This is a genomic window from Mesorhizobium sp. L103C119B0, from assembly GCF_000502235.1.
Lineage (GTDB): Bacteria > Pseudomonadota > Alphaproteobacteria > Rhizobiales > Rhizobiaceae > Mesorhizobium.
In genome coordinates, this window is sequence record NZ_AYXE01000003.1 from 334,140 (window position 1) to 359,289 (window position 25,150).

The 25,150-nt window shown below is 60.7% G+C and carries 18 protein-coding genes and 1 pseudogene; 13 read left to right on the top strand and 6 right to left on the bottom strand.

Annotated elements, in window-relative coordinates:
• Positions 1–3: 3 nt before the first annotated feature.
• Positions 4–1,170: a mandelate racemase/muconate lactonizing enzyme family protein gene (locus X728_RS160060; protein WP_023830841.1), complete on the bottom strand. Its 1,167-nt coding sequence runs from the start codon at positions 1,168–1,170 to the stop codon at positions 4–6.
• 54 nt (positions 1,171–1,224) lie between these two features.
• A complete protein-coding gene (locus tag X728_RS160055; protein ID WP_023691374.1) occupies positions 1,225–1,935 on the bottom strand; it encodes a GntR family transcriptional regulator in 711 nt (236 codons plus the stop codon).
• A gap of 205 nt (positions 1,936–2,140) precedes the next feature.
• Between X728_RS160055 and X728_RS160050 the strand changes: the two genes are divergently transcribed.
• The 6 genes from X728_RS160050 (at position 2,141) to X728_RS160025 (ending at position 8,730) form a co-directional block, all read left to right on the top strand.
• The gene (locus X728_RS160050) at positions 2,141–3,619 is read left to right on the top strand and encodes a sugar ABC transporter substrate-binding protein (RefSeq protein WP_023696294.1); all 1,479 of its coding nucleotides are present in this window, start codon (positions 2,141–2,143) and stop codon (positions 3,617–3,619) included.
• 80 nt (positions 3,620–3,699) lie between these two features.
• Positions 3,700–4,659 (top strand): sugar ABC transporter permease, encoded by a 960-nt coding sequence (locus tag X728_RS160045; RefSeq protein WP_023830842.1) that lies wholly within the window; start codon positions 3,700–3,702, stop codon positions 4,657–4,659.
• Complete coding sequence (locus tag X728_RS160040) at positions 4,656–5,546, top strand: carbohydrate ABC transporter permease (protein ID WP_023830843.1); 891 nt, start codon at positions 4,656–4,658, stop codon at positions 5,544–5,546. Before X728_RS160045 ends, X728_RS160040 begins: the two co-directional genes overlap by 4 nt.
• A 124-nt stretch (positions 5,547–5,670) precedes the next feature.
• The gene (locus tag X728_RS160035; protein WP_023830845.1) at positions 5,671–6,768 is read left to right on the top strand and encodes an ABC transporter ATP-binding protein; all 1,098 of its coding nucleotides are present in this window, start codon (positions 5,671–5,673) and stop codon (positions 6,766–6,768) included.
• A 31-nt stretch (positions 6,769–6,799) separates the two neighbouring features.
• Positions 6,800–7,963, top strand: a complete 1,164-nt coding sequence (locus tag X728_RS160030; RefSeq protein WP_023691380.1) for a mandelate racemase/muconate lactonizing enzyme family protein — start codon at positions 6,800–6,802, stop codon at positions 7,961–7,963.
• Between the two features lie 23 nt (positions 7,964–7,986).
• A complete protein-coding gene (locus tag X728_RS160025; RefSeq protein ID WP_023830846.1) occupies positions 7,987–8,730 on the top strand; it encodes a ribonuclease activity regulator RraA in 744 nt (247 codons plus the stop codon).
• An 83-nt stretch (positions 8,731–8,813) separates the two neighbouring features.
• On the opposite strand, the gene X728_RS160020 is transcribed toward X728_RS160025, so the two are convergent.
• Entirely contained in the window at positions 8,814–9,950 is a 1,137-nt protein-coding gene (locus X728_RS160020) for a DUF930 domain-containing protein (protein WP_023830847.1), read from the bottom strand.
• A gap of 141 nt (positions 9,951–10,091) precedes the next feature.
• The gene (locus tag X728_RS0134330; protein WP_023712171.1) at positions 10,092–10,247 is read right to left on the bottom strand and encodes a DUF1127 domain-containing protein; all 156 of its coding nucleotides are present in this window, start codon (positions 10,245–10,247) and stop codon (positions 10,092–10,094) included.
• A gap of 234 nt (positions 10,248–10,481) precedes the next feature.
• On the opposite strand from X728_RS0134330, the gene X728_RS160015 reads away from it, so the two are divergent.
• From X728_RS160015 to X728_RS1000000170110, 6 genes are all read left to right on the top strand, one after another.
• Positions 10,482–11,351, top strand: coding sequence for a LysR family transcriptional regulator (locus X728_RS160015; protein WP_023804862.1), 870 nt, complete (start codon positions 10,482–10,484; stop codon positions 11,349–11,351).
• Positions 11,352–11,669: 318 nt separating this feature from the next.
• Positions 11,670–12,650, top strand: coding sequence for a cell division protein FtsZ (ftsZ, locus tag X728_RS0134335; RefSeq protein ID WP_023696303.1), 981 nt, complete (start codon positions 11,670–11,672; stop codon positions 12,648–12,650).
• Between the two features lie 455 nt (positions 12,651–13,105).
• Positions 13,106–13,747 carry a hypothetical protein gene (locus tag X728_RS160010; protein ID WP_023704645.1) on the top strand — a complete coding sequence of 214 codons (642 nt, stop codon included), beginning with the start codon at positions 13,106–13,108 and terminating at the stop codon, positions 13,745–13,747.
• Positions 13,748–13,930: 183 nt separating this feature from the next.
• Positions 13,931–14,902 carry an SDR family oxidoreductase gene (locus tag X728_RS160005; RefSeq protein WP_023830848.1) on the top strand — a complete coding sequence of 324 codons (972 nt, stop codon included), beginning with the start codon at positions 13,931–13,933 and terminating at the stop codon, positions 14,900–14,902.
• A 268-nt stretch (positions 14,903–15,170) separates the two neighbouring features.
• Positions 15,171–15,488: a hypothetical protein gene (locus tag X728_RS160000; protein ID WP_023668087.1), complete on the top strand. Its 318-nt coding sequence runs from the start codon at positions 15,171–15,173 to the stop codon at positions 15,486–15,488.
• A 26-nt stretch (positions 15,489–15,514) separates the two neighbouring features.
• Entirely contained in the window at positions 15,515–15,691 is a 177-nt protein-coding gene (locus tag X728_RS1000000170110; RefSeq protein ID WP_023729484.1) for a hypothetical protein, read from the top strand.
• 544 nt (positions 15,692–16,235) lie between these two features.
• On the opposite strand, the gene X728_RS159995 is transcribed toward X728_RS1000000170110, so the two are convergent.
• A complete protein-coding gene (locus X728_RS159995; protein WP_245266073.1) occupies positions 16,236–18,227 on the bottom strand; it encodes a response regulator in 1,992 nt (663 codons plus the stop codon).
• Positions 18,228–18,321: 94 nt separating this feature from the next.
• Positions 18,322–24,182 (bottom strand): annotated as a pseudogene (locus tag X728_RS01000000166380) (HAMP domain-containing protein).
• A 312-nt stretch (positions 24,183–24,494) separates the two neighbouring features.
• Here X728_RS01000000166380 and X728_RS1000000170115 point away from each other — a divergent pair.
• Complete coding sequence (locus tag X728_RS1000000170115; protein WP_155923925.1) at positions 24,495–24,875, top strand: hypothetical protein; 381 nt, start codon at positions 24,495–24,497, stop codon at positions 24,873–24,875.
• The last annotated feature ends 275 nt before the right edge of the window (positions 24,876–25,150 follow it).

Consider the following 25,150-nt stretch of genomic DNA (forward strand, 5'->3'; position numbering starts at 1 on the left):
TTGCTAGCCAAGCTCTATCTCGTGGGCCTGCAGGTAGTCTCGGTTCATCTCGACGCCCAGACCCGGCTTCGACGTCAGCTTGAGGCTGCCGTTCGAAACATCGAGTGGCTCGTCGATGAGGTGATTGTATTTATCGAGGTTCCACTCCGACGTTTCGAGCTTGTAGAAGTTGGGAACCGTCATCATCACCTGCGCTCCCGCAACCACGTTGATCGGCCCCGCGGCGTCATGGGGCGAGACCGGGATATAGTAGGCTTCGCACAGGGCGGAAATCTTCTTCAGTTCGGTAATGCCGCCGGTCCAGGTAACGTCCGGCATGATGTAGTCCGCAAGCCTGTTCTCGAGCACCGGCACGAAATCCCACTTGGTGTGGCCGCGCTCGCCCCACGAGATAGCGGCGCTGACCTTCTCACGCACCTGCTTGAGGGCGTTGAGGCTCTCGGGCGGACAAGGCTCCTCGAACCAGTCGATCTGGCCGGCTTCCTCGAGGCTCCGGCAGAGGCGAATGGCGGTGGGCACATCGAAGCGGCCATGCGCATCGATCAGAATGTCGACATCGGGCCCCGCCGTTTCGCGGATCAGGGCCGTGAGTTCGGCGGCCTCGCGCTCGTCCTTGCGGGTCATGCTGCCATCGAGGTAGCCGTCCCGCTGTTCGCGCGCCAAGCCATCGGCGGTGCGACCCTGATGGGGGAAAGGATCGAACTTCAGCCCGGTGTGTCCGGATTCGACAATGTCTCGAATTTCGCGGACCACAGCCTCCTTGCTGGTAAACTTGGCCTGGTTGGGATGGGTATAGAGCGCGATTTCGTCGCGCACCGGTCCGCCCAGCAACTCGTAGATCGGTTTGCCGAGATCTTTGCCGCGAATGTCCCAGAGCGCTATGTCGATAGCGCTCACGCATTCGACTGCGGCGCCGCGGCTGCCCATATAGGTGAAGCTGCGAAAAATCTTGTGCCAGAGATGCTCGATGCGCGCCGGATCCTCACCTGTGACGGCAACACCGATCTGCCGCAAGATCGTGCACAGGGCGCGGTTGGCGAGCCTTGTGGTGGTGGTGATTTCCCCCCAGCCACTCACCCCTTCGTCGGTCGTCACCTCGACGAACAGGAACTCTCCCCAATAGGAAGCATCGGACTTGATCAGCCACGGCCGAACGCTCGTGATTTTCATTTCTCAACTACCTCTGCCTGATGGCCGGACCAATGATGTTCTGGGCTGGAAATTCTATCCGGCTCGAGCGGCATTGCGCGCACGCATCTGTTCGAGAACGTGCCGGCCGGAACCCTCGACATGGCGGGCAATGAGTTCGGCCGCCTCGTCGGCATTTCCCGCTTTGATATGCGCGATGAGCTCGCGGTGTTCACGCATGATGGCGGCCCGCCGCGCGAGCGTGAAATTGAAACGCCGGCTCACGGCTCGCAGCACTTCGCGATGCTTCCACCAAAGCTCGGCGGCATGGCGGTTGTAGTGGCGCTGGTACATAACGGTGTGGAAGGCGGTATCCAATTCACTGTGCCGCAATGTGTCGGTGAAGTTGTTCTCTTCGATCAGAGCCTGGATGCGTTCGAGTTCGGCGATGTCCTCGCCGGTCGCCATGTTCACGAACCATCGCGTCAGGGCCGGCTCGATCAGGACTCCGATCTCGTAGATATCCCGGACGAAATCCTGGTCTATGGGTCGGACGCGGGCGCCACGGTTGGCGACAAAGGTGACGAAGCCCTCCCCTCGCAACAGCTGCAGCGCCTCGCGTACGGGGTTGGTCGAGGTGCCGTGACGCCGGGCGAGATCGGTAACCACAAGTCGTTCGTTGGCGGCGAGCCGTCCCTCGATGATGTCTTCCCGGATCAGCTCATAAAGCGAGGCGCCCTCGCTGGACGCCGCGATGGGATCAATCCCCACGGGTGGCTCTGCTTTGAAATCACTTGTTTCGGCCAAAGCCGGATCCCCCGATTAGTACATCACATGCTCGATATCATACACGCGTTTTGCAAACAATGTACGATCGGGTGCGTTGACAGGCAATCCACGATCTGAAAACGTACCAGATGATCGAAGGGATACATTGAGCAGAAGGACACATCCCGCACGGTCGGACGAGCCCCTTGGCGCACAGCGGCATGGGAGAATCTGGGAGGATACTATGACGAGGATTACACTCGGCGGTGCCGTCCTGCGCGGCACTGTCGCCACTGCTTTGATGGCGTCGCTCATGTCGGGATCGGCGCTGGGTGCGCCGCCGGTCGATTTGAGCAAGTGGTCGCCGGAATATGTGCGCTCCATCGCCGGCACACAGGATTTCGACACGGCCGCCGATTGCGGCAAGGTCACCCCGCTCGACTACAAGGGGCGACTGACGTTCTGGTATCAGGGTGTGTTCGAGGGCGACCCCGATCTCCTGCGCCAGTACTACAAGGATTTCTTCGAGACCTTCCGCAAGACCTATCCGAACATCCAGCTCGAGGATCAGGCCCTCACCTACAACGACCTTCTCGACAAGTTCCGCACGGCGCTGCTGGGCAATGCCGCGCCGATGGCGGTCCGCCTGCAAATCCTGGGCGGAACCGAGTTCGCCTCGAAGGGTTATCTGCAGCCGCTCAAGCCGGAAGATGTGGGCTATCCCACAGAGGATTTCTGGCCCGGCGCCATGAAGGCGGTAACCTGGGATGGCGTGACCTACGGCATTCCCACCAACAATGAGACGATGGCGTTCATCTGGAACGCCGACATTTTCAAGCGTGCGGGCCTCGATCCGGACAAGGCTCCGGCTACCTGGGACGACGTCGTCAAATATTCCAAGCAGATCCATGACAAGCTCGGCATAGCCGGCTACGGCCTCGTGGCGCGCAAGAACGCCGGCAACACGCCGTACCGCTTCATGCCGCAACTATGGGCCTATGGCGGCGGTGTCTTCGACGAAGCCTCCGCGAACCCGACCTATAAGGAGGTCGAGCTCAATAGCCCGCAGAGCAAGGCGGCGTTGCAAGCCTCCTACGACATGTATGTTCGCGACAAGTCGGTTCCGGTCTCGGCCCTCACCAACCAGCAGGCCGATAACCAGCCCCTGTTCGTCGCCGGCCAACTCGGCATGATGGTCTCGCACCCGTCCGACTATAACGTCATGCTCGACCTGCAGAAGAAGGCAACGGGCGCCGACAAGGACAAGGCGCAGACTGTCATCGACAACATGCGCTATGGCCTGATTCCGACCGGCCCCGACGGCAAGCGGGCCGTCGTGTTTGGCGGCTCGAACATTCACATCCTGAAGCCCGAATATGTCGAGGGCGGCAAGGTGGACGAGCCGGCCGCAAAGGCCATCATCTGCATGTGGACGAGCCCTGAATGGTCGTTGAAGATGGCGTATGCCGGCTCGAACCCGGGCAACCTGAACGGCTTCAAGACCAAATGGATGAAGGAACGTCTGGACAACATCAAGTTCCTCGATGTCACCACCTCGATGTTGCCATACGGCATTCCGTTCCCGGCGCTGCCGCAATCGCCCGAGATCATGAATATCATCGTCCCGGACATGCTGCAGAACGCCCTGACCGGAGCGATGACCGTCGACCAGGCAGCGGACGACGCGGCCGAGAAGGTGAAGAACCTGATGGACGGACTCTAGTCCGGGCCTGACCTGCGATCCGACCGGCTGTGCCGATAGTGCGTGCAGCCGGTTGCTCCGAACAACAAGGGCACGCCATCGTGACGATCGTGACCGGCAAGGCCGAGGCTCGCCGAAGATTGCAACCAGGTAGCTCCGGCGTGCTGCGGAATATCTGGGAGCATCGCGCCGACTACGCTTACGTGCTTCCAGCGATCGCCGTGATGCTCATCGTCATCGCCTATCCGATCTACTACACGGTCGAGCTGTCGTTCTTTAAGACGCCGCCTGGCCTGCAGCTCCGCGACAAGACCTTTATCGGATTGGACAACTACACGGCCATCGTCACCAGTCAGGTGTTCTGGAAAGTCACCTTGAACACCCTGATCTGGACGATCGCATCTACCTTCGTTGCCTTTGCCTTGGGATTTGCCGCCGCGCTGGCCCTCCACCGCGAGTTTATCGGCCGGGGTGTCCTGCGCGCTATCCTGATCATTCCCTGGGTCATCAGCGCGGTTGCCGCCTCCTATATCTGGAAGTGGATTTACCATTCGGACTTCGGCATCATCGGCGCGGTGGTGGTCGGCCTCGGATTGGCAGACCGGCCGCCGAACTTCATCGACAACGTCAGCACGGTGCTGCCCTCCTTGATCGTCGTCAACATCTGGCGCGAGTTTCCGTTTGCCATGATCATGATGATGGCCGGCTTGCAGACGGTCCCCGACCAGTTGCTGCGCGCCGCGGAAGTCGACGGGGCCAATGCATGGCAGCGTTTCTGGCACGTCACCTTCCCGCATCTGCGCAACGTCTCGACGGTGACGATCCTGCTGCTCGCAGTGGCCAATTTCAATTCCTTCATCATCCCGTGGATCATGACCGGTGGTGGGCCGTCGAACGCTTCGCACATCTGGATCACCCACATTTATGAGCTCGCCTTCGGCCGGCAGCGATGGGGTGTCGCATCGGCCTATTCGGTACTCCTGTTCCTCATGCTGATGGTGCTGGGCTACTTCTACGTCCGTGCGCTGGCCGGCAACGAGCGCAAAGAGGGGAGCGCATGAGCACGATCGTCGAGACAGTCCCTCAACGTCCGGCCCGGCGCCGCATGCGCATCGACGGATGGCGTTGGGCCGGGCGCATCTTCCTCGTGTTCATGCTGCTTTACACCGCGTTGCCGATGATCTGGATGCTGATCACCTCGATCAAGTCCGGCTTCGCGGCGATGCAGTTCCCGCCGCAATGGTGGCCGGAAGAGCCTACCCTGGCCAGCTACCAGAAGCTGCTCGATCCGCAAAACAGCGTCGGTCAGGACTTCCTGCGTTTTTTCTGGAACAGCCTCTACGTGTCGACGGTCACCACAATCCTTTCGGTGATCGTGGCCGTTCCTGCGGCCTACGCCTTTTCGCGCTTTCGTTTCCCCGGTCGAAACTTCCTGTTCTTCACCGTGCTTTTGCGCAACATGTTCCCGGCGGTGATCTTTCTCGTGCCGCTCTTCATCCTGATGCGCGCGATCGGGCTGGTGAACACGCATGGCTCGCTCATTCTCACCTATCTCACCTTCGGCCTGCCGCTGGCGATCTGGCTGCTCAAGGGCTTTTACGACAACATTCCGGTGCAGCTCGAGCAGGCGGCGCGGATCGATGGGGCGACCCGGTTCCAGGCCTTCATCCTGATCGTGATGCCTCTGTCGACGCCCGGTATCATCGCCACCGCGATCTATTCCTTCATTGGCGCCTGGAACGAGTACATCTATGCCTACACCTTCCTTTCCAAGAACGAGCAGTTGACCCTGCCGGTCGGCATACAGCGTTTCTTCTCTGAGAATACGACGGACTTTCCGGGCCTGATGGCGGCCAGCTTCATGATGAGCGTGCCCGTCGTGGTGCTGTTCGTCCTCCTGCAACGATACTTCGTACGCGCCCTTACAGAAGGCGCGGTCAAACACTAGAGCCGGATGATTTCAGGTCTGTTCGACCTGAAATCTGAATGCGCCTCTATATCAAAGAGATAGAGCATGATGTCGTCCGAAAACCGCTTCACACTTTTCGGCATCATGCCGTAGGGAGTTGCCGATGGCCCACGTGGTCCTGAGAGATCTCGTCAAGACCTATGGCGGCTTCAAAGCTGTCAACGACGTTTCGCTGACGGTCAATGACGGCGAGTTCGTTGCGCTCGTCGGCCCTTCGGGCTGCGGCAAGACAACCACGCTCAATCTTGTCGCGGGATTGATCCCGGTCACATCGGGCGACATCGTCATCGGCGACCGCGTGGTCAACGACCTCGACCCCAAGGACCGGGACATCGCGATGGTGTTCCAGAACTACGCGCTCTACCCGCAGAAATCGGTCTACAAGAACCTGGCGTTCCCGCTGCAGATGCGCAAGCTGCCCAGGGACGAGATCGACAGGAAGGTCAAGGAAGCGGCGCGCGTGCTCGACATGACGCACCTGCTCGAGCGCAAGCCGCGCGAACTTTCAGGCGGGCAGCAGCAACGTGTCGCCTTGGGGCGCGCCCTCGTCCGCGACCCTGCCGTTTTCCTCATGGACGAGCCGCTCTCCAACCTCGACGCCAAACTGCGCGTCCAGATGCGCTCGGAGATCAAGCGCTTCCACCAGGACCTCAAGGCGACCATCATCTATGTCACGCACGACCAGCTCGAAGCCGTGACCATGGCCGACAAGATGGCGGTGATGAACGGCGGCTACCTGTTGCAATACGATTCTCCGGCGCAGGTCTTTGCCCATCCGGTGAACATGTTCGTCGCCAGCTTCATCGGCAGCCCGGCGATGAGCCTTGTTCCACTGGAGGCATCGACAGCAAACGGCAACACTGCGTTGACCGGCGCGGAGGGCTGGAGCCTTGAGCTCTCGCCGCTCAACGCCCGGAAGGTTGCGAAGGCAACGTCGAGGAAAGTCGTGCTCGGCGCACGTCACTCGACCATCAGGCTCCACAAGAGCGCGGTGCCAGGCAGCGTCCCGGCCAGGGCCTATACAGTGGAGCCGACCGGAGACGTCACCTTCGTGCAGGCGTTGCTGTCAGGCGCCATCGTCAACATCAGCGTGTCCCCCAACATCTCCGTCGCACCTGACGAGCAGATCTGGCTCGAGTTCGACCAGGAGCGGCTGCATCTGTTCGATGGCGAAACTGAACTGGCCCTCAAGGCCGGCTGAGACAAGACGGGGTTCATTGGGAACGTTGGGGATGACTGAAAAGCTTAAGATCACCGCGATCAAACCCTATCCTGTATGGGTTGGAACGCGTAATCAGATGCTCGTCAAGATCGAGACCGACCAGGGCGTCTTCGGCTGGGGCGAGAGCGGCTTGAGCGGGCGCGAAAAGGCCGTTGCCGGCGCGGTCGAGCATTTTCGCGAGTTTCTCATCGGCCGTGACCCGATGCAGATCGGGCGAATCTGGCAGGAGGCCTATCGCAGCCAGTACTTCGAAGGCGGGCGCGTTCTGCAGGCGGCTATCTCCGCCATCGACATCGCCCTTCACGACATCAAGGGCAAGGCGCTGGGGGTGCCGGTCTACGAACTGCTGGGCGGCAAGCAGCGCGACTGCATCCCCACCTTCGCCTCGACCGGAGACGAGGCCGAGGGCGACGTCGCCATCGAACGAGCCCGGGAGCTGCGCGCACGGGGGTGGCAGGCGATCCGCTTCTTCCCCGTAGGGCAAAGCAGCAGGGACATCTTCGAACCCCGCGAGTCGATCGGCGCTACCGCGAGCATGCTGAACAAGGCGCGCGAGGCGCTGGGCGACGACGTCGTCCTCGGCATCGACTATCATCATCGGCTGTCGGTGGCAGAGGCGGCGAGCTTCTGCAACAAGCTCGGCCGCGGCGTGCTTGACTTTCTCGAGGAGCCGATCCGCGACGAGACACCTGAAGCCTACGAATCCCTGCGCAGGATGACCGACATTCCCTTTGCCATCGGCGAGGAATTTGCCAGCAAGTGGCAGTTCCTGCCCTACATCGAGCGCGGCATCCATCAGTTCAACCGGCTCGATGTCTGCAATGTCGGCGGGCTCACCGAGGCGATGAAGGTCGCTGGCTGGAGCGAGGCGCATTATGTCGACCTGATGCCGCACAATCCGCTTGGTCCGGTGTGCACGGCCGCGACCCTGCATCTCGCCGCCGCTGTACCCAACTTCGCGTGGCTCGAGACCAGGGAACCCGAGACGAAGCTGGGCTTCGACAATTCCGACTTCTTCCCCGTGCAGCCACGGCTCGACGGTCCCGACTATCCGGTCAGCGACCTGCCGGGGCTCGGCGTCGAGGTCAACGAAGCGGCGGTCCGGGCGGAGGCTTTTCGTTTCTGGGAAGCGCCTCACCTCAGGCGCCGCGACGGGTCTGTTACGAACTGGTAGTCCCAATTGAACCGGAGTCCACAATGACGCATACCCCTGACATCACGCGGCCGCCCAAAGACCTCATTGACGCCCTGAGGGAAATCGGCGCCGCGACGGTTGCCGGCACGCTGGGCCACATGGGTTTCCGCAATCCGCACATGGTCGGTCCGGTGGCGCAGAACCATGGGAAGTCGATCGTCGGGCCGGCGCTGACGCTGCAGTTCCTGCCGCAGCGGCCGGACCTCTTCAGCGAGGGAGAATACGCCGACCCGGAAACGCAACTGCACCGGCACGTGCTCTATCACGCGCAGGAAGGCGATGTGGTCGTCGTCGACGCGCGCGGTGACATGAGCTCGGGCGTCTTCGGCGATATGATGTCGACCTATTTCAAGGGCAGAGGCGGCGCGGGCATCGTCATTGATGGATGCATGCGCGACCGGCCGAATGTGGAAAAGCTCGATCTGCCGCTATGGCTGCGCGGCTGGACGCCCAACTACCATGTGCAAACCAGCATCTATCCGAACGCCGTCAACGTTCCGATCGCCTGCGGCGGTGTCACGGTGATCCCCGGCGACATCATAGTGGCGGACGACGACGGGGCGGTTGTGCTTCCCGTCGCAATGGCCGCAAAGGTGATCGAAGAATCCCAGAAGCATCACGATTGGGAAGAGTTCTCGCGAGAGAAGCTGATGAAGGGCGCACCGCTGCAGCGCTACTATCCGCTGCATGACGATGCCCGCGGCGAATATGAGGAGTGGCGCAAAGCCAATCGTCCGGCGGATTGAGATGCAACCACGCGGCACCCAATCACAGCGCCTTGGTGCTACATAAACCAGTCGCCCAGCGCGTGGGCATGATAACGCGCAGGCTATCCCCCCGAATGCTGCCGGCGAAGTTCCTGTTCAAGCTGAGCGCTTTCGGCTGGCGAGGCGGCAGACCCGACACGAGAGTCGAAGGACAACACTCGCGTCGCGTCGGTGTCGACCTCACACCGGAAGCTCACATGGTACCATCCGATCGTTGCGCGAAAGGCCGCATCCGGATCTATAACAATATTGCCCGACTTCAGCGGTCTCATTGGTAGCCACTCGGGAGAAAACTCGGCGCCCTTCAGCTCCTCGGCCAACACGTTGGCGCAAAGTGTGGCAACGCGCTCACCGCGAGACATGCCGTCGGTCGCGGTGGTGCCGAATGCATTGCCGGTAGCGCCGTGCGAGAAGAGCTCGCGGACGCCCGGAAGGCCCGAGTAAGCCCCGGCTGAGGCCACCTCCGTGGAGCTAGGCTTCCTGGCGCCTCCGCCTCCAGGCTTCGAGACCTTTGCAGGGCTGCGCTTCGGCGCGTTTTCGGGCCTGGCCTTCGGCGCCTGGGCCGATGCAGGAAGCTCGATCTCACCATCAATGCCGGGGGTGGCCAACGGCGTCGCGGCTGCCTGCTTGTCAGCATCTTGCGGCTCTTGTTTGTCTGCTCCCTGCTTGCTCGCGTCCTCGGTTGCCTGCTTCTCCTGGGTCGGCTCGGAGGCTGCGGTTGCCGGCTTCTCCTCGGTCTTGGTCGTACCCGCCGGCTCCCCGGAGTCTGGCGACGCGGCGGGTTTGCTCTCGACGTCCTTCGGCTCACCTGGCGGCTTCGTATCCTTGTCCTTGACCGGTGTCGGCGAATTATCCTGCGCGCTGGCTCCATCCAGGGATTTCCCGGGGCCGGTATCCTTGTCGCCGAACTGGAATACAGGTTTCAGCACCTCGAGCGCCGGCGGCTTTTCCGCTACAGGCTTTTCTACTTTCGGTTCCGGTTGCTTTTGCGCTTCAGGCTTTGGAGGCCGCGGGGGCTCAGGCTTCGGCGGTTCGGGTGGCGGGACGAGTGCGACATTGACCGGTTCCTCCTCCTGCGGCTGCTGGGCAGGCACGGGCAGGCCATAGACCAGGAACGCGGTGATGAGCGCATGCAGGACCAGCGATGCGGGCAAGGCCCACAGCAAGGTCCGACGCCGCTCGGATTTCTCGGTCTTCATCCCTCACGATGTGGAGCGAAACTGCGGCGGCATCAAGCGTGGCAACCGTATTGGCGCATTCAGCCGCAGCTCAGCAGTGAGGAGACGACGCCTGATTGCTTCTCGCCGCCGGCTCCATTCTCTGCATGCCCGCCTCCAATCTCAGCGACGCAGGCTGGCGTCGCGGGCACGCTCGCGGATCTCTTCGCGAGAAAGGCCCGCATCCGCCAATATGCTGTCTGGAAGCCGCCTCAAGCTCGCAAGCGTCTGGCGATAGGCAAGCCAGCGGGCGAAACGGTGTCGAAGTTCATGCAACATGATCGTCTCCTTGAGAGCGAAATACCTCACGCTCTTGAGTTGGTCGAAAACGCAAAGCAATCGCGCAAAGCGTATGCACGATCAAAGGATTGGACTGACTTCCTGGCCAACCGAGGTGCCTGTCATTGTCCCACCAGGGCAGGAATTTCGAGCGCCTCCAACGGCTGCATACTTGCGCATGATGTCCGCTTCGCGCTACAGCCACGGTCGCAAGGAGTTTTTCATTTCTGCAAAATGGATATTGGCTGGGACGATCTGAGGTTGTTTCTCGACGTTGCGCGGCTGGGTGGCCTGAGCGCGGCGACGGCAACCACGCGCCTCAGCGCAGCCACACTCGGACGACGCGTCACCGCGCTCGAAAAGCAGATCGGCGAAGCGCTGTTCGTACGTCAGCAGACCGGCTACCGACTAACCCCGGTCGGTGAAGAACTGCTGCGGCGCGCCGAAGACGTCGAAGCAGCAATGCAGTCGCTAACCCGCTGGCGCGAGGGAAACCTGCCCGACCGCATTGTCCGCGTCTCGGCCGGGCCATGGACCTCGGCCTTCGTTTCCACCCATATCGGCGAAATCTGGACCGTCGATGACGGCATCAGGGTGGAACTCGTCACCACCACCGACCGGGTCGACATCGGTCGCCGCGCCGCCGATATCGGCATCCGCAGCGAGCGCCCGACCGAACAGTGGCTGGCCGGCCGTCAGAGCGGCAAGGTCGCGTATGCCATCTATTCCGGACGCCACCTGATCAACGGCATCGCCGCCGGCTTGTTCGTCGGCGTCACCGGCGAAGGAGCAAACGTCGCCTCGGCGCGCTGGCTGCAAGCCCATCATGGCGACCGCATCGCCGTGCGCGGCAACAACACCCATTCGGTGCGAGAACTTGTGGCCGCGGGCGCCGGCCTTTCCGTCTTTCCGTGTTTCGTCGGCGACAGCGATCCGCGGCTGGTTCGCGTCGCTCAGCCTATCCCAGAACTCGAAACCGACCAGTGGATCGTCACCCACCATGAGGAACGCCACTCCCCGCCGGTACGAAAGATTGCCGACCGGATTGCCGCTCTGATGCGGGCCCATCAGCCGTTGTTTCGCGGCAAGATGCCGATCCGCTAAGCGTCAGGCGTCGATCGGCCGCCAGATTCTCAAGGTTCTGGCGCGTGAGGCGGGCGCGTGAAGCTTGAAGGGGTTGGATCCCGGATTGTGGATTTTCGCTGGCCAGAAGCCGGGCCAATTCCGGAAATTGGCTGGAGACTCGTCCAAAAGGTCGGCTCGTTCAGGCGTATATGGTACAAGTCCCACATCTTGTCTTGCCGCAAAGTTCACCCTCTGATTCCCTGTGCCAAGGCGATAGAACCTGATTCTTGCACCTGGCGTGTTCAAGCGGCGCATTCCGGGAACTTTTTTATCGATCAATTCCAAGGAGACAAGACGATGAGCACCGCGGCAAGGCCCGTCATCTCGGAAATGCGGCCGAAGATAACCGTCATCGGTGTGGGCGGTGGCGGCGGCAACGCGGTCAACAACATGATTGCCGAAAATCTGCAGGGTGCGGAGTTCATCGTCGCCAACACCGATGCCCAGGCACTGACCATGTCGAAAGCATCGCGGCTGATCCAACTGGGTGCCCATGTCACGGAAGGCCTGGGCGCCGGGTCCCTGCCAGCGATCGGCCGCGCGGCAGCCGAGGAATCGATCGACGAGATCAGGGACCACCTTGCGGGAACCCATATGTGCTTCGTGACCGCCGGCATGGGAGGCGGAACTGGAACCGGTGCCGCGCCCGTCATAGCGAACGCTGCACGGGCAGCCGGCATCCTGACGGTGGCGGTCGTCACCAAGCCGTTCACCTTCGAAGGGAAGCGCCGTATGCAAGCCGCCGAAGAGGGCATCGAGCAGCTTCGCGAATGCGCCGATACCGTGATCGTTATTCCGAACCAGAACCTCTTCAGGATCGCCGACGCAAAGACGACTTTCGCGGACGCCTTCGCCATGGCTGATCGCGTCCTTTATTCCGGCGTCGGCTGCATAACCGATCTCATCGTCAAGGAGGGGCTGATCAATCTCGACTTCGCCGACGTGAAGTCGGTGATGCGCGACATGGGCCGCGCAATGATGGGTACCGGGGAAGCCACGGGCGAGGACCGCGCCAGGAAGGCCGCCGAAGCGGCGATAGCAAACCCGCTTCTCGACGAAGCCTCGATGATCGGCGCCAAGGGCGTCCTGGTCTCGATCTCGGGCGGCATGGACATGACGCTGTTCGAAGTCGATGAGGCCGCCACCCGCATCCGCGAGGAGGTCGACGCCGACGCCGACATCATCGTCGGCGCCATATTCGACCGGGCACTCGCCGGAAAATTCAGGGTCTCAGTCGTCGCGACAGGATTGCGGCAGGGCCTGGAGATACCGCAGTAGGCAGGATCCGGGCTGCTGATTTATGAGTCTGGTGGACCGTGGTCATGGGCTTCGCCACCGAAAAGTCGGCCCGCAAGCCCGCACCATTGAACTTGCCGGTGAATTTGCGTTGCCGGCCTAGGGACCGAATTCGTTTCGAGGCCGCTGCCACGAATGCGCGCACTCGCATCAGCGCCGCCGCGGAACCGCTCCCAACTGCAACCGCGCTGCGAATGCGCTTCGACCCGGATCCCCAACAGGAGGCCATACAGATTGACCGCGGCAGACATTTCGCCTGCGATATGGCCAGCGTCTGCTGACCACATGATCGGCCCTTTCTGATCGGTGATGCGGGCTCGCTGGATATGGCACAATAAAACCGGCATGGGTCAGACGTCGGGAGCATCCAGTGGCGGCCAGCCTCGCAAGCGCTATATCGAAGAAAAACTCAGGTCGACCCGACAGGAGCATACTCCATGGCTGACACGCCGACACCCGATGCTTCGTTTCTCGCGGCCCTGACGACAGAGCATTTCGTGCAGCAGACAGCGATCAGCACGTCCATAAGTGAAATGGCGTCGCGGACGACCATCTACATTATGGCTCTGTCGAGCGCTCTGGTGGCAACGGGCTTTGTTACGCAGTCCTCCGAGTTCTTCCTGCCGTTTGTCGCGGTTGTGCTGCCATCGGTCTTTTTACTGGGTGCCTTTACCGTCTTGAGGTTGGTCGACATCGCCGCTGAGAACATGCAGGCCCATATCGGCATTGCCCGGATCAGAGCCTACTATCGAACTTTGGGCGACGAGGCTGCCTTCCAGTTTTCCAAGGAATTCGGTCGCTGGCCCGAAAATGACGCCGAACCTTCTCTTCGTACTGGGCCTCTCCTGGCGTACCTGACCACTGCAGCTACTATGATCGCATTCATAAATGCCATCGTCGCTGCGGCGGGCGTTACTCTGCTTGCGTTTGGTGTCGGTGCAGAACTATTGCTCGCGCTGTGTCTTGGTGCTGGAGCAGCAATCGGCTTGATGACGATTTTCTATTTATACCAGCGCCTTCGGACGAAAGGCATGGTCCGCATTGCCAAACCCTATGGTTCTGAAAAGAGCGTGCTTTGAGCGGGTAATGAATGTGGTGTTTGTGTGAACGCCACCGGCATGGCAATTCCGATCTTATTGACGACCAATGCTCCACGCCCCTCGCAGGCTGTTCGCAATGGCGAGCCCTTTCGGGATCGAGATATTTGCGCAAACTTTTTTGCCCGGCATGCGTTGTTCGTTCTCCGAGCACAGGAGAAAGCCATGCAGACTAAGTCGCAGACTTCAGCCGAAGCCGCCAAGCAACGCCATATCCAGCGTGGTATCGACGCCAAAGACGAGACGAAGAGCATTGGCAAAATGCAACAAGCGATGCAAGCCGGCGCCCGCAAATATCCCGAGCCACCTTTTCCCGAGCAGCATCAACCCAAACCGGGGCATGAATGGGCGATCGAGCCCGCTCCGCTCTACGATGCGCCTTACTACCTCGGATCGAAAAAACTCGATGACAAGGTAGCGCTTATCACGGGTGGTGATTCCGGCATCGGCCGTTCGGTGGCAGTCTTGTTCGCCCGCGAGGGCGCCGACATTGCGATCGTATACTTGAGTGAAGACAGGGACGCCGAAGCGACCAAAAACGCCGTCGAAAAGGAAGGCCGGCGTTGCATACTGATAAAAGCCGATGTCAGTGAACGCGAGCATTGCCGCAACGCCGTGGCGCTGACGGTCGAAAAATTCGGCAGGATCGACGTGCTGGTCAACAACGCCGCTTTCCAAATCCATTCCAGTGACTTCAACGACCTGACCGAGGAACATTTCGACACGACGCTGAAGACCAATCTTTACGGCTATTTTCATATGGCGCAGGAGAGCGTGCCGCACATGGAGCCGGGCTCCGCGATCATCAATACCGGTTCGGTGACCGGCATCGACGGTTCCAAGCAACTGGTTGACTATTCGATGACCAAGGGCGGCATTCATGCCTTCACGCGAGCGCTTTCGGGCAATCTGGGCGGCAAGGGCATCCGGGTAAACGCGGTCGCGCCAGGTCCGGTGTGGACGCCGCTCAACCCTTCGGACAAGGAAGCCGACGACGTCTCGAAATTCGGCGCGGATACGCCGATGAAACGGCCAGCGCAACCGGAAGAACTTGCCCCGGCTTACGTGTTCCTCGCCTCGTCGCATTGCTCGAGTTACATCACGGGAGAGATCCTGCCGGTGGTCGGTGGCTACTGAGGTCGCGGAACGTATTTCGTTGCATTGGGCTACCGAGTAGACGGCACGCGGAGACGTCGTCTCCAGGGAGACGCTTGCCGCGCTCGATCGCTTCAAGAAACGCGTGATCGGTGCCGTGCGCCGCCGCTACACGGCACCGCCACGGCTCCGGAGCAATAACGCTCCGTGTTGGTCGAAATCCTCGCTCGCGTTTTCAATTTTCTGAATTTCCGCTTGGAACTCTCCCGCCGGCATACCGTTCAAACATCATTGAGCCGGGAGAACGACCATGCCACGAGGCGACAAATCGAAATACAGCGACAAACAGGAACGCAAAGCCGACCACATTGCCGAAGGCTATGAGAAGCGCGGTGTTTCCGAGAAGGAATCCGAGCGCCGGGCATGGGCGACCGTCAACAAGGACGATGGCGGCGGCAAGAAAGAAGGCGGCTCGGGTCGTGGTAAACACACCGGACACCCCGCGGCCCACAAGGGTGGGAAAAGCGGCGGCAAGGCATCGGCTTCACGGTCAGCCGCAAGCCGATCGGAATCGGCAAAGAAGGCAGCGGCAACCCGCAAGCGGAATGCCGAGCACCATGCCCATTAACTGCCCCGCAACAGGTTCGGAACGCGATGAAACCCAAGCTCGCTAACCAGGTCAGCGGGCAAAGAATTTTCGTCGTGGTGCTCGACCTCGGCGACGAAGGGTTCGGCGCGCTGACAGCCTTCGCAACCGACCAAAACCTCGGCAGTGCCTCTTTGACTGCGATCGGAGCGTTCGGCGCCGCCTTGATCGATCTTAATGCGTGAGGTTGGCAAGCGCCTGCCCGGTTCCTTGGCCATCCATGGCGGATGTCTCTGTGGCAGGATCCGATTCAGCGCCGGGATCGAACCGAGGGTTCACTACTGCCACTGCGATATGTGCAGACGAGCGACCGGCAGCGCGTTTGCAGTTCTTGCCCGGATGCCCTGCCAAAGCCTGACCTGGAATTCCGGAAAGCCAACATATCGAAGGTCTTCGCCGATTGCGCAAAGAGGCTTCTGCCCAGAATGCGGGTCGCCGCTCAGCCTTTGCTACGACGCGTCGCCAACCGAGATCGCGCTGCACGTCGGTACCTTCGATGATCCGGCTCACCTTGTGCCTCGGTACAACTACGGTTCAGCGCAGCGCCTTGGTTGGGTGTGCTGCGGAATAGACCTACCAGACCGCGACACCGAGGTGCGCTGGTAGCGCCGCCTGTTGCGAATGACCCAGATTGCCGATCAGGAATGCGGCCCTTGTCGCTGTGCCCCGAAGTGCGGTCTCGATCTGCCCGGCCTGCCGACGTGGCCAGACCGCGACAATCCCTAAGCGCTAGCCGGTTTTGATCCTTTGGGGGGCCGCATTCTCTATCGCGAGGAAAATCGCTTCGAACAGATCCTCGTCGCGGAAGGGCTTGCCGAGCAAGGGCACGTCGGCCGGCCGATCGGCAATCTCCCGGGCATCGGCATAGCCCGTGATCATGACCGCTGGCCAGTCCGAGCGCAAATTGCGCGCGAAGCGGATCACGTCGACGCCGGATACGAGTGGCATGGCGAAGTCGGTGATAATGACGTCGAACTGGTTGGGAGTGCGCTCCATCATGGCCAGCGCCTCCGCCCCTCCTCCCGCGCAGGTCACCTCGAAACCACGCTGGCGAAGGGACTCGGCGGTCAATTGCCGCAAAACATGGCTGTCGTCGATCAGGAGGATTGATGGGTGCTCCATCCCGGCATCGGCGAACGCTCGTTCAATGTCGGGTTCCACCACAGGATCGACCGGCTGTTCGGTTGATCGTGGCAGCCAGAGTTGCATGGCAGTTCCGCGATTGACGACGCTTTCTATGCGAAGTGTCCCGCCTGACTGCTTCATGAAGCCGTAGACCGTGCTGAGGCCGAGGCCCGTTCCCTTACCGACCGGCTTGGTGGTGAAGAACGGTTCGACGACCTTGGCGACAAGATCGGGGGGTATGCCGGATCCAGTGTCCTTCACGGCGATCAAGACATAGTCGCCCGGCGGAATATCCTCTGTTTGCGTCCCGATCGATCGATTCTGCGCATGCACGGTTATTGTCCCGCCAGAGGGCATGGCGTCACGCGCGTTGAAAACCAGATTCATCAAGGCCAATTCAAGTTGGCCTGCATCGACATGCACCGGCCAGATCGTGTCATCGATCTGCCAGTCGAAACGGATCAACCCCCCCAGCACGGGCGCCACCAATCCGTTCATCGTGTCGCCCAGCGCAGCAAGGCGCACCGCTTCCGGCGTCAGGGTCTGGCGCCGCGAGAATGCCAGCATTCGCGCGACAAGGTCAGCGCCTTGTTTTGCAGAACGCCGCGTCAGGTCGAGTACCTGTTGCGCCTGATCATCCAACGTGGCCCGGCGTTCAAGCAGCCCCAACCCACTGAGAATTGCGGCGAGCAGGTTGTTGAAATCATGCGCCAGGCCGCCGGTTAGCTTGCCGATAGCGTCGATGCGCTGGGATTGAAGCAGCTGATCCTCAAGACCGCGCCGCTCGGTGATGTCAAGCAATGTGCCGATGATTTCCGGTTCACGGCCATCTGAGCCGTCCGACATCACCCCCTGGTCGAGAAAGATGCGATACTCGCCATTGGCGCATTGCCAGCGGAACTCGCACGTATAGGAGCCGGTGGTTTTTGCCGCCAGCAGCGCTTCCCTCAATCGCGGCAGATCGTCGGGATGAACGCGGCTGAGACCGAACTCTGGATCCGATGTCAGGTATTCAGGCGCAAAGCCGGTCAAGCGCTCGACGCCCTCCGTAACAAAGCGCGCCGCAAAGGGCGGCTCGGCTGCCCGAGCATGAAAGCAGACCGGCAACGAATTCAGGATGGCGTCCTGCCGTTGCTCGGCGCTGCGCAGCGCGCGTTCGGCCTGAAGCTTGTCCTTGTGCGCCTGCAACGCCTGCGCCAATAGTCCCTGCTCGACCTCCGCCTTGCGCTGGATCTCGAGCGTCTTCTCGTGGAGTTCGACGAAAACCGCGACTTTCGAACGCAGCATGATCGGATCGAATGGCTTGAACACATAGTCGACCGCGCCGGCATCATAGCCGCGCAGCATATGCGCATCCTCCTTGTTGATGGCGGTCAAGAAGATGATTGGGGTGCGCTTGGATTGCTCGCGCTGGCGGATAAGTGCGGCCGTTTCATACCCGTCCAACCCTGGCATGAGGACATCCAGGAGAATGACGGCGAACTCCTCTTTCAGCAGAAAGCGCAGAGCCTCTTCGCCCGATTGGGCGCAGATGACCTCTCCGACAGTCGCGAGCACTTCGCTGATCGCCAGCAGATTGCGCTCATCGTCGTCCACCGCCAGGATGCGGGCTCTTGCCGGCCCTTCGGCAAGAGCTGCCACCTCAAGTTTCCTTACCCTGTTTCTTGCCAGCTTTTGCATCGAACGGCCGTCAGTTCGCTGCCAGGAGAAGTTTTTCCGGGCTCTCGACACGGGATCGGGCACGCCCGATCCAGACACGAAGCAGTGCCAGCAGGAGATCCAGGTCGACGGGTTTGGCGATGTAGTCGGAAGCCCCGGCATCCAGACATTTTTGCCGATCCCCCTTCATCGCCTTTGCGGTGACGGAAATCAGCGGGATATGAGCAATCGCCGGTGTGCCGCGAATCCGCCGCATCGTCTCGTAGCCGTCCATCTCCGGCATCATGATATCGATCAATGCCACGTCGACATCGGGCGCCTGTTCAAGAAGCGCGATGCCATCACGGCCCCGCTCGGCATGCAGAACCTGTATGTCATAGGTCTCCAGAACACTGGTGAGCGAATAGATATTGCGAATGTCGTCGTCGACGATGAGAACTTTCGCCCCGGCGAGATCGGACTTGCCGTTGTGTTCAGTTCCTGCCCAGGCCTCTTGGCGACCTTCTCCCGGCAGCGTTGCCGAAATATGCAGCGCCAATTGAGCGAAGTTCTCCGCCCGCGGTGCTTCCGCCAAGGCCGGGTTCAATGCCAGTACCTGTTCAAGCGCGTCCGGGTGAGGCGTAAAGAACAGCAGCTGCGGCAAGGCTTCGCCGAATTGGCCCGTGATCTCGTCCAGCGCCTTTGCGTTGTCCTTGGCGGAGCGTCCAAAGCCGAGCACGACGGCATCATAGGAGGCGAGGCCAACGTCTTCTGCATTTGCCGCAACACGACCGATCGCGGTGACCGACGTTACGCCGTCGCGGATTGCCTCGACCAGCGCCAGACGCCGCTCCGGGTCAGGGTCCACGACCAGAACGCGGCGCTGAACGCGGAGCTTCTTCGAGTGGATATCCTGAAACACCTTCATCAGCTCGTCCGAGGAAACGGGCTTGGTGGAAATGCTGGACGCCCCCTTGCGTGCGAGACTGTCGATGTCTTCGGCACCCGAGATGACATGGATGGGAATTCCCCTCGTCTTCTGGTCATGCCGCAGCAGATCGAAAAGCACCCAGCCATCGATATCCGAAAGTCCGAGATCAAGTGTGATTGCGTCGGGAACGAGCTTGCGGGCCAATGCCAGCGTGCCGGAACCTGCAGTCGACAGAACGCCTTTCAGCCCGGCCGACCGGGCGAGGCCAAGCAGCAACCCGCCAAAGGTCGGATCGTCTTCGACGATCAACACGATCCGATCGGTGGGTAGGATTGAATCGCGGTCGTCGATCAGCTCTGCCGAGGCCGGACTGCTGAGCAGAGCTGTCGCAGTAACCGCCTCCGCCGCCGGAGCCAGGGTCGACTGTACTGTCGTCACGCGGGGGCCGTCGAACGGGATGATGAGGGTAAATGTCGACCCCTTGCCCGGCGTGCTTTCGACCCGCAATTCGCCGCCAAGCAAGCGAGCGATCTCGCGGCTGATCGAGAGCCCAAGGCCGGTGCCGCCATACTTGCGGCTGGTGGTGCCGTCGGCCTGCTGGAAGGCCTCGAAAATCAGCTTCTGTTTGTCTTCTGGAATGCCAATGCCGGTGTCGGTGACGGCGATCGCGAGAGCCTTCACCGGCTGCGTCGCGCCATTGCGGCGGCCGGCCTTTTCAACCCGGAAGTTCAGGCTGACCTCGCCTTCCGAGGTGAATTTGAATGCGTTGGAAAGCAGGTTGAGGACAATCTGCTGCAAGCGTTTCTCATCTGTGCGGACCGTGTCGGGAAGCGCCGGATCGACCTTGATGGTGAAGCCAAGTCCCTTGTCGGCTGCCAGCTGACGAAAAGTTCGTTCCATATGCTGGCGAAGATGCGTCACCGGCATATCGTTGATGTCGATGGAAACAGTGCCCGACTCGATCTTCGACAGATCGAGGATATCGTTGATGAGGCTGAGAAGATCGGTTCCTGCCGAATTGATGGTGCGGGCGAACTCTACCTGTTTTTCGTTGAGGTTGCCGTGCTGGTTGGTCGCCAGCAGGTTTGACAAAATGAGCAGCGAATTGAGCGGCGTGCGCAGTTCGTGGCTCATATTGGCCAGGAATTCGGATTTGTATTTCGACGTGAGCGCCAGTTGCTCGGCTTTCTCCTCCAGCGCGCGTCGCGCCATCTCGATTTCGAGATTCTTGTTTTCGACCTGCTTCTTTTCGTTCTCGAGCAGCTGCGCCTTTTCCTGCAGCTCCTCGTTCGTCGCATGCAGCTCTTCCTGCTTTTTTGTCAGCTCGGTTTGACGCGCTTGCAATTCCGACGTCAGCAGTTGCGACTGCTTGAGCAGGCCCTCCGTGCGCATCGTCGCAGCGATGGTGTTGAGAACGATGCCGACGGATTCCATGAGCTGGTTGAGGAACGACTGGTGTGTGTCACGAAACTCGCCGAACGAGGCGAGCTCGATGACGGCTTTGACTTCATCCTCGAACAGGGCAGGCAGGATGATGACATTGGCGGGCGAGGCGCTGCCAAGACCTGACGTGACCCGAAGGAATTCTGGCGGCACATTGTCCAGCATGATGGCGCGCTTGTCGGCGGCACTTTGCCCAACCAGGCCCTCTCGCAGATCAAGCCGCTGCTTGATGGCAGCTTTGCTCTCGGCGCCATAGGAAGCCGCCAGCTCAAGATAGGATTCCTCCTCGTCGCGATTGGTGACGTAGAACACCCCATACTGGGCGTTCACCAGAGGAGCGAGTTCGGACATGATGAGCCGCGAGACGGTGGCAAGGTCGCGCTCGCCTTGCAGCATGCGCGAAAACCGGGCGAGATTGGTCTTCAACCAGTCCTGCTCGGCATTCTTCAGCGTCTGATCCTTCAGATTGCGGATCATTTCGTTGATGTTGTCTTTCAGCGCGGCGACCTCGCCGGAGGCTTCGACGCTGATCGAACGGGTAAGATCGCCCTTGGTCACCGCCGTCGAAACCTCGGCGATTGCACGCACCTGGGTGGTCAGATTGGCAGCGAGTTGATTGACATTGTCGGTGAGGTCGCGCCAGAGGCCGGCGGCACCTGGCACACGCGCCTGACCACCGAGCTTACCCTCGATGCCCACCTCACGGGCGACGTTGGTCACCTGGTCGGCAAAGGTGGCAAGCGTCTCGATCATGCCGTTGATGGTGTCGGCCAGCAGGGCGATCTCTCCCTTCGCGTCGACCGTCAGTTTGCGCCTGAGATTGCCTTGCGCGACCGCCGTCACGACATCGGCGATGCCACGCACCTGATTGGTCAAGTTCGTCGCCATCAGGTTGACGTTGTCGGTCAGGTCCTTCCAGGTACCGGCAACACCTTCGACGCGCGCCTGGCCACCAAGCTTGCCCTCGGTGCCAACCTCACGCGCGACTCGGGTGACCTCGCCGGCGAAGGAGTTCAACTGGTCCACCATGGTGTTGATGGTCGACTTGAGCTCCAGGATTTCGCCCTTCACATCGACGGTGATCTTCTTCGACAGGTCGCCGCGCGCCACGGCGGTCGTGACTTCGGCGATGTTGCGCACTTGGCCGGTCAGATTCTCGGCCATCGAGTTCACATTGTCTGTGAGATCCTTCCACGTGCCGGCAACGCCGCGCACCTGCGCCTGGCCTCCCAACTTGCCTTCCGTGCCGACCTCGCGTGCCACGCGCGTGACTTCCGAAGCGAAGGAATTGAGCTGGTCCACCATTGTGTTGATGGTGTCCTTCAACTCCAGGATCTCGCCGCGGACATCGACGGTGATCTTCTTCGAAAGGTCCCCGAGCGCCACGGCGGTGGTCACCTCGGCGATGTTGCGCACCTGGCCGGTCAGGTTGGCCGCCATGGCGTTGACGTTTTCGGTCAGATCCTTCCACGTGCCGCCTATGCCGCGCACCTGGGCCTGGCCGCCAAGCTTGCCGTCGGAGCCGACCTCGCGCGCCACACGCGTCACTTCCGAAGCGAAGGAATTGAGCTGGTCGACCATCGTGTTGATGACGTCCTTGATCTGCAAGATCTCGCCCAGCGCGTCGACGGTGATCTTCTGGGTCAAGTCGCCGGTCGCAATGGCCGTTGCCACCTTCGACACGTCACGCAACTGCACTGTCAAATTGCCGGCCATGGCGTTGACGTTGTCGGTCAGATCCTTCCAGGTGCCACCGACGCCTTCGACATGCGCCTGGCCACCAAGCTTGCCTTCCGATCCCACTTCGCGGGCCACACGCGTGACCTCAGAGGCAAAGGAGTTCAGTTGGTCGACCATCGTGTTGANCTTCCGATCCCACTTCGCGGGCCACACGCGTGACCTCAGAGGCAAAGGAGTTCAGTTGGTCGACCATCGTGTTGACGGTGTCCTTGAGCTCCAGGATCTCGCCTTTGACGTCGACGGTGATCTTCTTCGACAGGTCGCCGCGCGCCACGGCGGTGGTGACTTCTGCGATGTTTCGAACCTGGCCAGTCAGGTTGGCGGCCATGAGATTGACGTTGTCGGTCAAATCCTTCCATGTGCCGCCGACGCCCCTCACCTCTGCCTGGCCGCCCAGCTTGCCTTCGGTGCCGACCTCGCGTGCCACGCGCGTCACTTCCGAGGCAAAGGAGTTCAGTTGGTCGACCATCGTGTTGATGGTGTCCTTGAGTTCCAGGATTTCGCCTTGCACGNGAGGCAAAGGAGTTCAGTTGGTCGACCATCGTGTTGATGGTGTCCTTGAGTTCCAGGATTTCGCCTTGCACGGCGACCGTGATCTTCTTGGACAGATCGCCCGACGCGACCGCCGTCGTCACCTCGGCGATATTGCGCACCTGACCGGTCAGGTTCTCGGCCATCGAGTTGACGTTGTCGGTGAGGTCCTTCCAGGTGCCGGCGACGCCGCGCACCTGCGCCTGGCCGCCAAGCTTGCCTTCGGTGCCAACCTCGCGTGCCACGCGCGTGACCTCGCCCGCGAATGAATTCAGCTGGTCCACCATCGTGTTTATCGTGGATTTCAGCTCGAGAATCTCGCCCTTCACGTCCACCGTAATCTTCTTCGACAGGTCGCCCAAAGCCACCGCGGTCGTCACTTCGGCGATGTTGCGCACCTGGCCAGTCAGGTTCTCGGCCATGGAATTCACATTGTCGGTCAGATCCTTCCACGTACCACCAACACCCTCAACGCGCGCCTGGCCGCCAAGCTTGCCTTCAGTGCCGACCTCGCGCGCCACGCGCGTCACTTCCGAAGCGAAGGAATTGAGCTGGTCCACCATCGTGTTGATGGTGTTCTTCAGTTCTAGGATTTCGCCCTTCACATCGACTGTGATCTTCTTCGACAGGTCGCCCGACGCGACGGCGGTCGTAACCTCCGCGATGTTGCGCACTTGCCCGGTAAGGTTCGTGGCCATCGCGTTGACGTTGTCGGTCAGATCTTTCCACGTGCCGGCGACGCCCTTGACCCGGGCCTGGCCGCCGAGCTTGCCTTCCGTACCGACCTCGCGCGCCACGCGCGTCACCTCGGAGGCGAAAGAGGCCAACTGGCCGACCATGGTGTTGACGATCTTGCCGATGCGCAGGAATTCGCCGCGCAGCGGTCGGCCGTCAATTTCGACCATCATGGTCTGCGACAGGTCACCCTTGGCGACGGCGCCGATAACGCGCGCAACCTCAGCCGTTGGCTGAACCATGTCTTCGATGAGATCATTGACTGAACGGACACTGGATTCCCAACTGCCGGTGGCATTGCGAACCCGGCCGCGCTCGCCTATCCGCCCTTCCTTGCCGACGACCCGGCTCAAGCGCTCGAACTCGCGCGTCACTTGGTCGTTGAGGTCAGCGATCTCATTGAAAGTCTCAGCTATCTCGGAATCGAGGCCTTCATAAACATTGTCGATGCGGACGGAGAAATCGCCGCGCCGGAAGGCTTTCAGAGAATTCAGGATGCTTCGACGGTCCAATTGCTTCTTGGATGCCTGCACGGTCACAGCGCCACTCCCAGCCCTATGGATTTATACGGATAAAGTTGCCCCCGCGGCCAATGGTGGATCGCGCCGCAAGACCCCAAACGCGGCATCTTCAATTTTGTTCCATCGTGCCGTGAATTCCAGGCCGACGGTTGCGCCTTGGTTTGAACGCCGGATTTTCATGATGCGGTTGTGGATTTATCGTGCTTCAGCCGACCACGACACGTCATAGCCGTTTGCCATTGCCAGAGAGGCATGAATTGCGTTGCGCAACTCGGAAGGCGAGGCAGGCTTTGCGACCCATGTCCCTTGAAGGAAAATCGGATCGTGAAAACCCGAATTGGCGTAGCTTGCCGAATGGACGACAAAGGGGATGTTTCGGGCGTCAAGCAACGTAGCTATTCGTTCGAGCGCGATAAACGCCTCGTCTTCCAAAATCGCAACGGACCTATGGTGGTCCAATTATCGCAGTCCTTTGCTCTCCGAAGCGATCGGCAGCGCAGCACGCCGCCTGACCGGTTCCACCCGGTGGTCGAAGCTCACGGCAATTTTCTTGCCGGACATGGCATGGACCATAAGCCCGACCAATTCCTCGTCGTCGCAGCGACACTCAGGAAACCTTGCGCGGATTTCATCGACCGCAAACGCCGTCGAGATAATGTCCGCGATAGCCAGCGTAGACTGCGCTATAGGTTTCAAGGTCAATGACTTCGCTTTTCAGCACATCACCCTCCCAGCGTAGGGCCGACGGCAGAGGCGCCGGATGTCTCGCAAAGATTGCTAAAGGCCGACATCTATTCTTCGGCGCTGTATCCTGTTCATTCTATGACGGTTGGCCGCGCTGTCGATAGCTCTGCAAGGCTTTGTACGCTTCCAGACACTGATTCACGCGAGCGACCAGATCAGGCAATCGTGCAGTTCATATACGTTTTCCGGTTCACTGTAGTGCCGTCCGCCAACTGAAACAGTCCACCCGACCAGAA

What these genes read in the sequence shown, in the direction of transcription:
- X728_RS160020 (WP_023830847.1), bottom strand. Translation starts at nt 9,950, where the DNA reads ATGAAGACCGAGAAATCCGAGCGGCGTCGGACCTTGCTGTGGGCCTTG.
- X728_RS160060 (WP_023830841.1), bottom strand. Translation starts at nt 1,170, where the DNA reads ATGAAAATCACGAGCGTTCGGCCGTGGCTGATCAAGTCCGATGCTTCC.
- X728_RS160015 (WP_023804862.1), top strand. Translation starts at nt 10,482, where the DNA reads ATGGATATTGGCTGGGACGATCTGAGGTTGTTTCTCGACGTTGCGCGG.
- X728_RS0134330 (WP_023712171.1), bottom strand. Translation starts at nt 10,247, where the DNA reads ATGTTGCATGAACTTCGACACCGTTTCGCCCGCTGGCTTGCCTATCGC.
- X728_RS160040 (WP_023830843.1), top strand. Translation starts at nt 4,656, where the DNA reads ATGAGCACGATCGTCGAGACAGTCCCTCAACGTCCGGCCCGGCGCCGC.
- ftsZ (WP_023696303.1), top strand. Translation starts at nt 11,670, where the DNA reads ATGAGCACCGCGGCAAGGCCCGTCATCTCGGAAATGCGGCCGAAGATA.
- X728_RS160010 (WP_023704645.1), top strand. Translation starts at nt 13,106, where the DNA reads ATGGCTGACACGCCGACACCCGATGCTTCGTTTCTCGCGGCCCTGACG.
- X728_RS160030 (WP_023691380.1), top strand. Translation starts at nt 6,800, where the DNA reads ATGACTGAAAAGCTTAAGATCACCGCGATCAAACCCTATCCTGTATGG.
- X728_RS160000 (WP_023668087.1), top strand. Translation starts at nt 15,171, where the DNA reads ATGCCACGAGGCGACAAATCGAAATACAGCGACAAACAGGAACGCAAA.
- X728_RS160005 (WP_023830848.1), top strand. Translation starts at nt 13,931, where the DNA reads ATGCAGACTAAGTCGCAGACTTCAGCCGAAGCCGCCAAGCAACGCCAT.
- X728_RS160035 (WP_023830845.1), top strand. Translation starts at nt 5,671, where the DNA reads ATGGCCCACGTGGTCCTGAGAGATCTCGTCAAGACCTATGGCGGCTTC.
- X728_RS160025 (WP_023830846.1), top strand. Translation starts at nt 7,987, where the DNA reads ATGACGCATACCCCTGACATCACGCGGCCGCCCAAAGACCTCATTGAC.
- X728_RS160050 (WP_023696294.1), top strand. Translation starts at nt 2,141, where the DNA reads ATGACGAGGATTACACTCGGCGGTGCCGTCCTGCGCGGCACTGTCGCC.
- X728_RS1000000170110 (WP_023729484.1), top strand. Translation starts at nt 15,515, where the DNA reads ATGAAACCCAAGCTCGCTAACCAGGTCAGCGGGCAAAGAATTTTCGTC.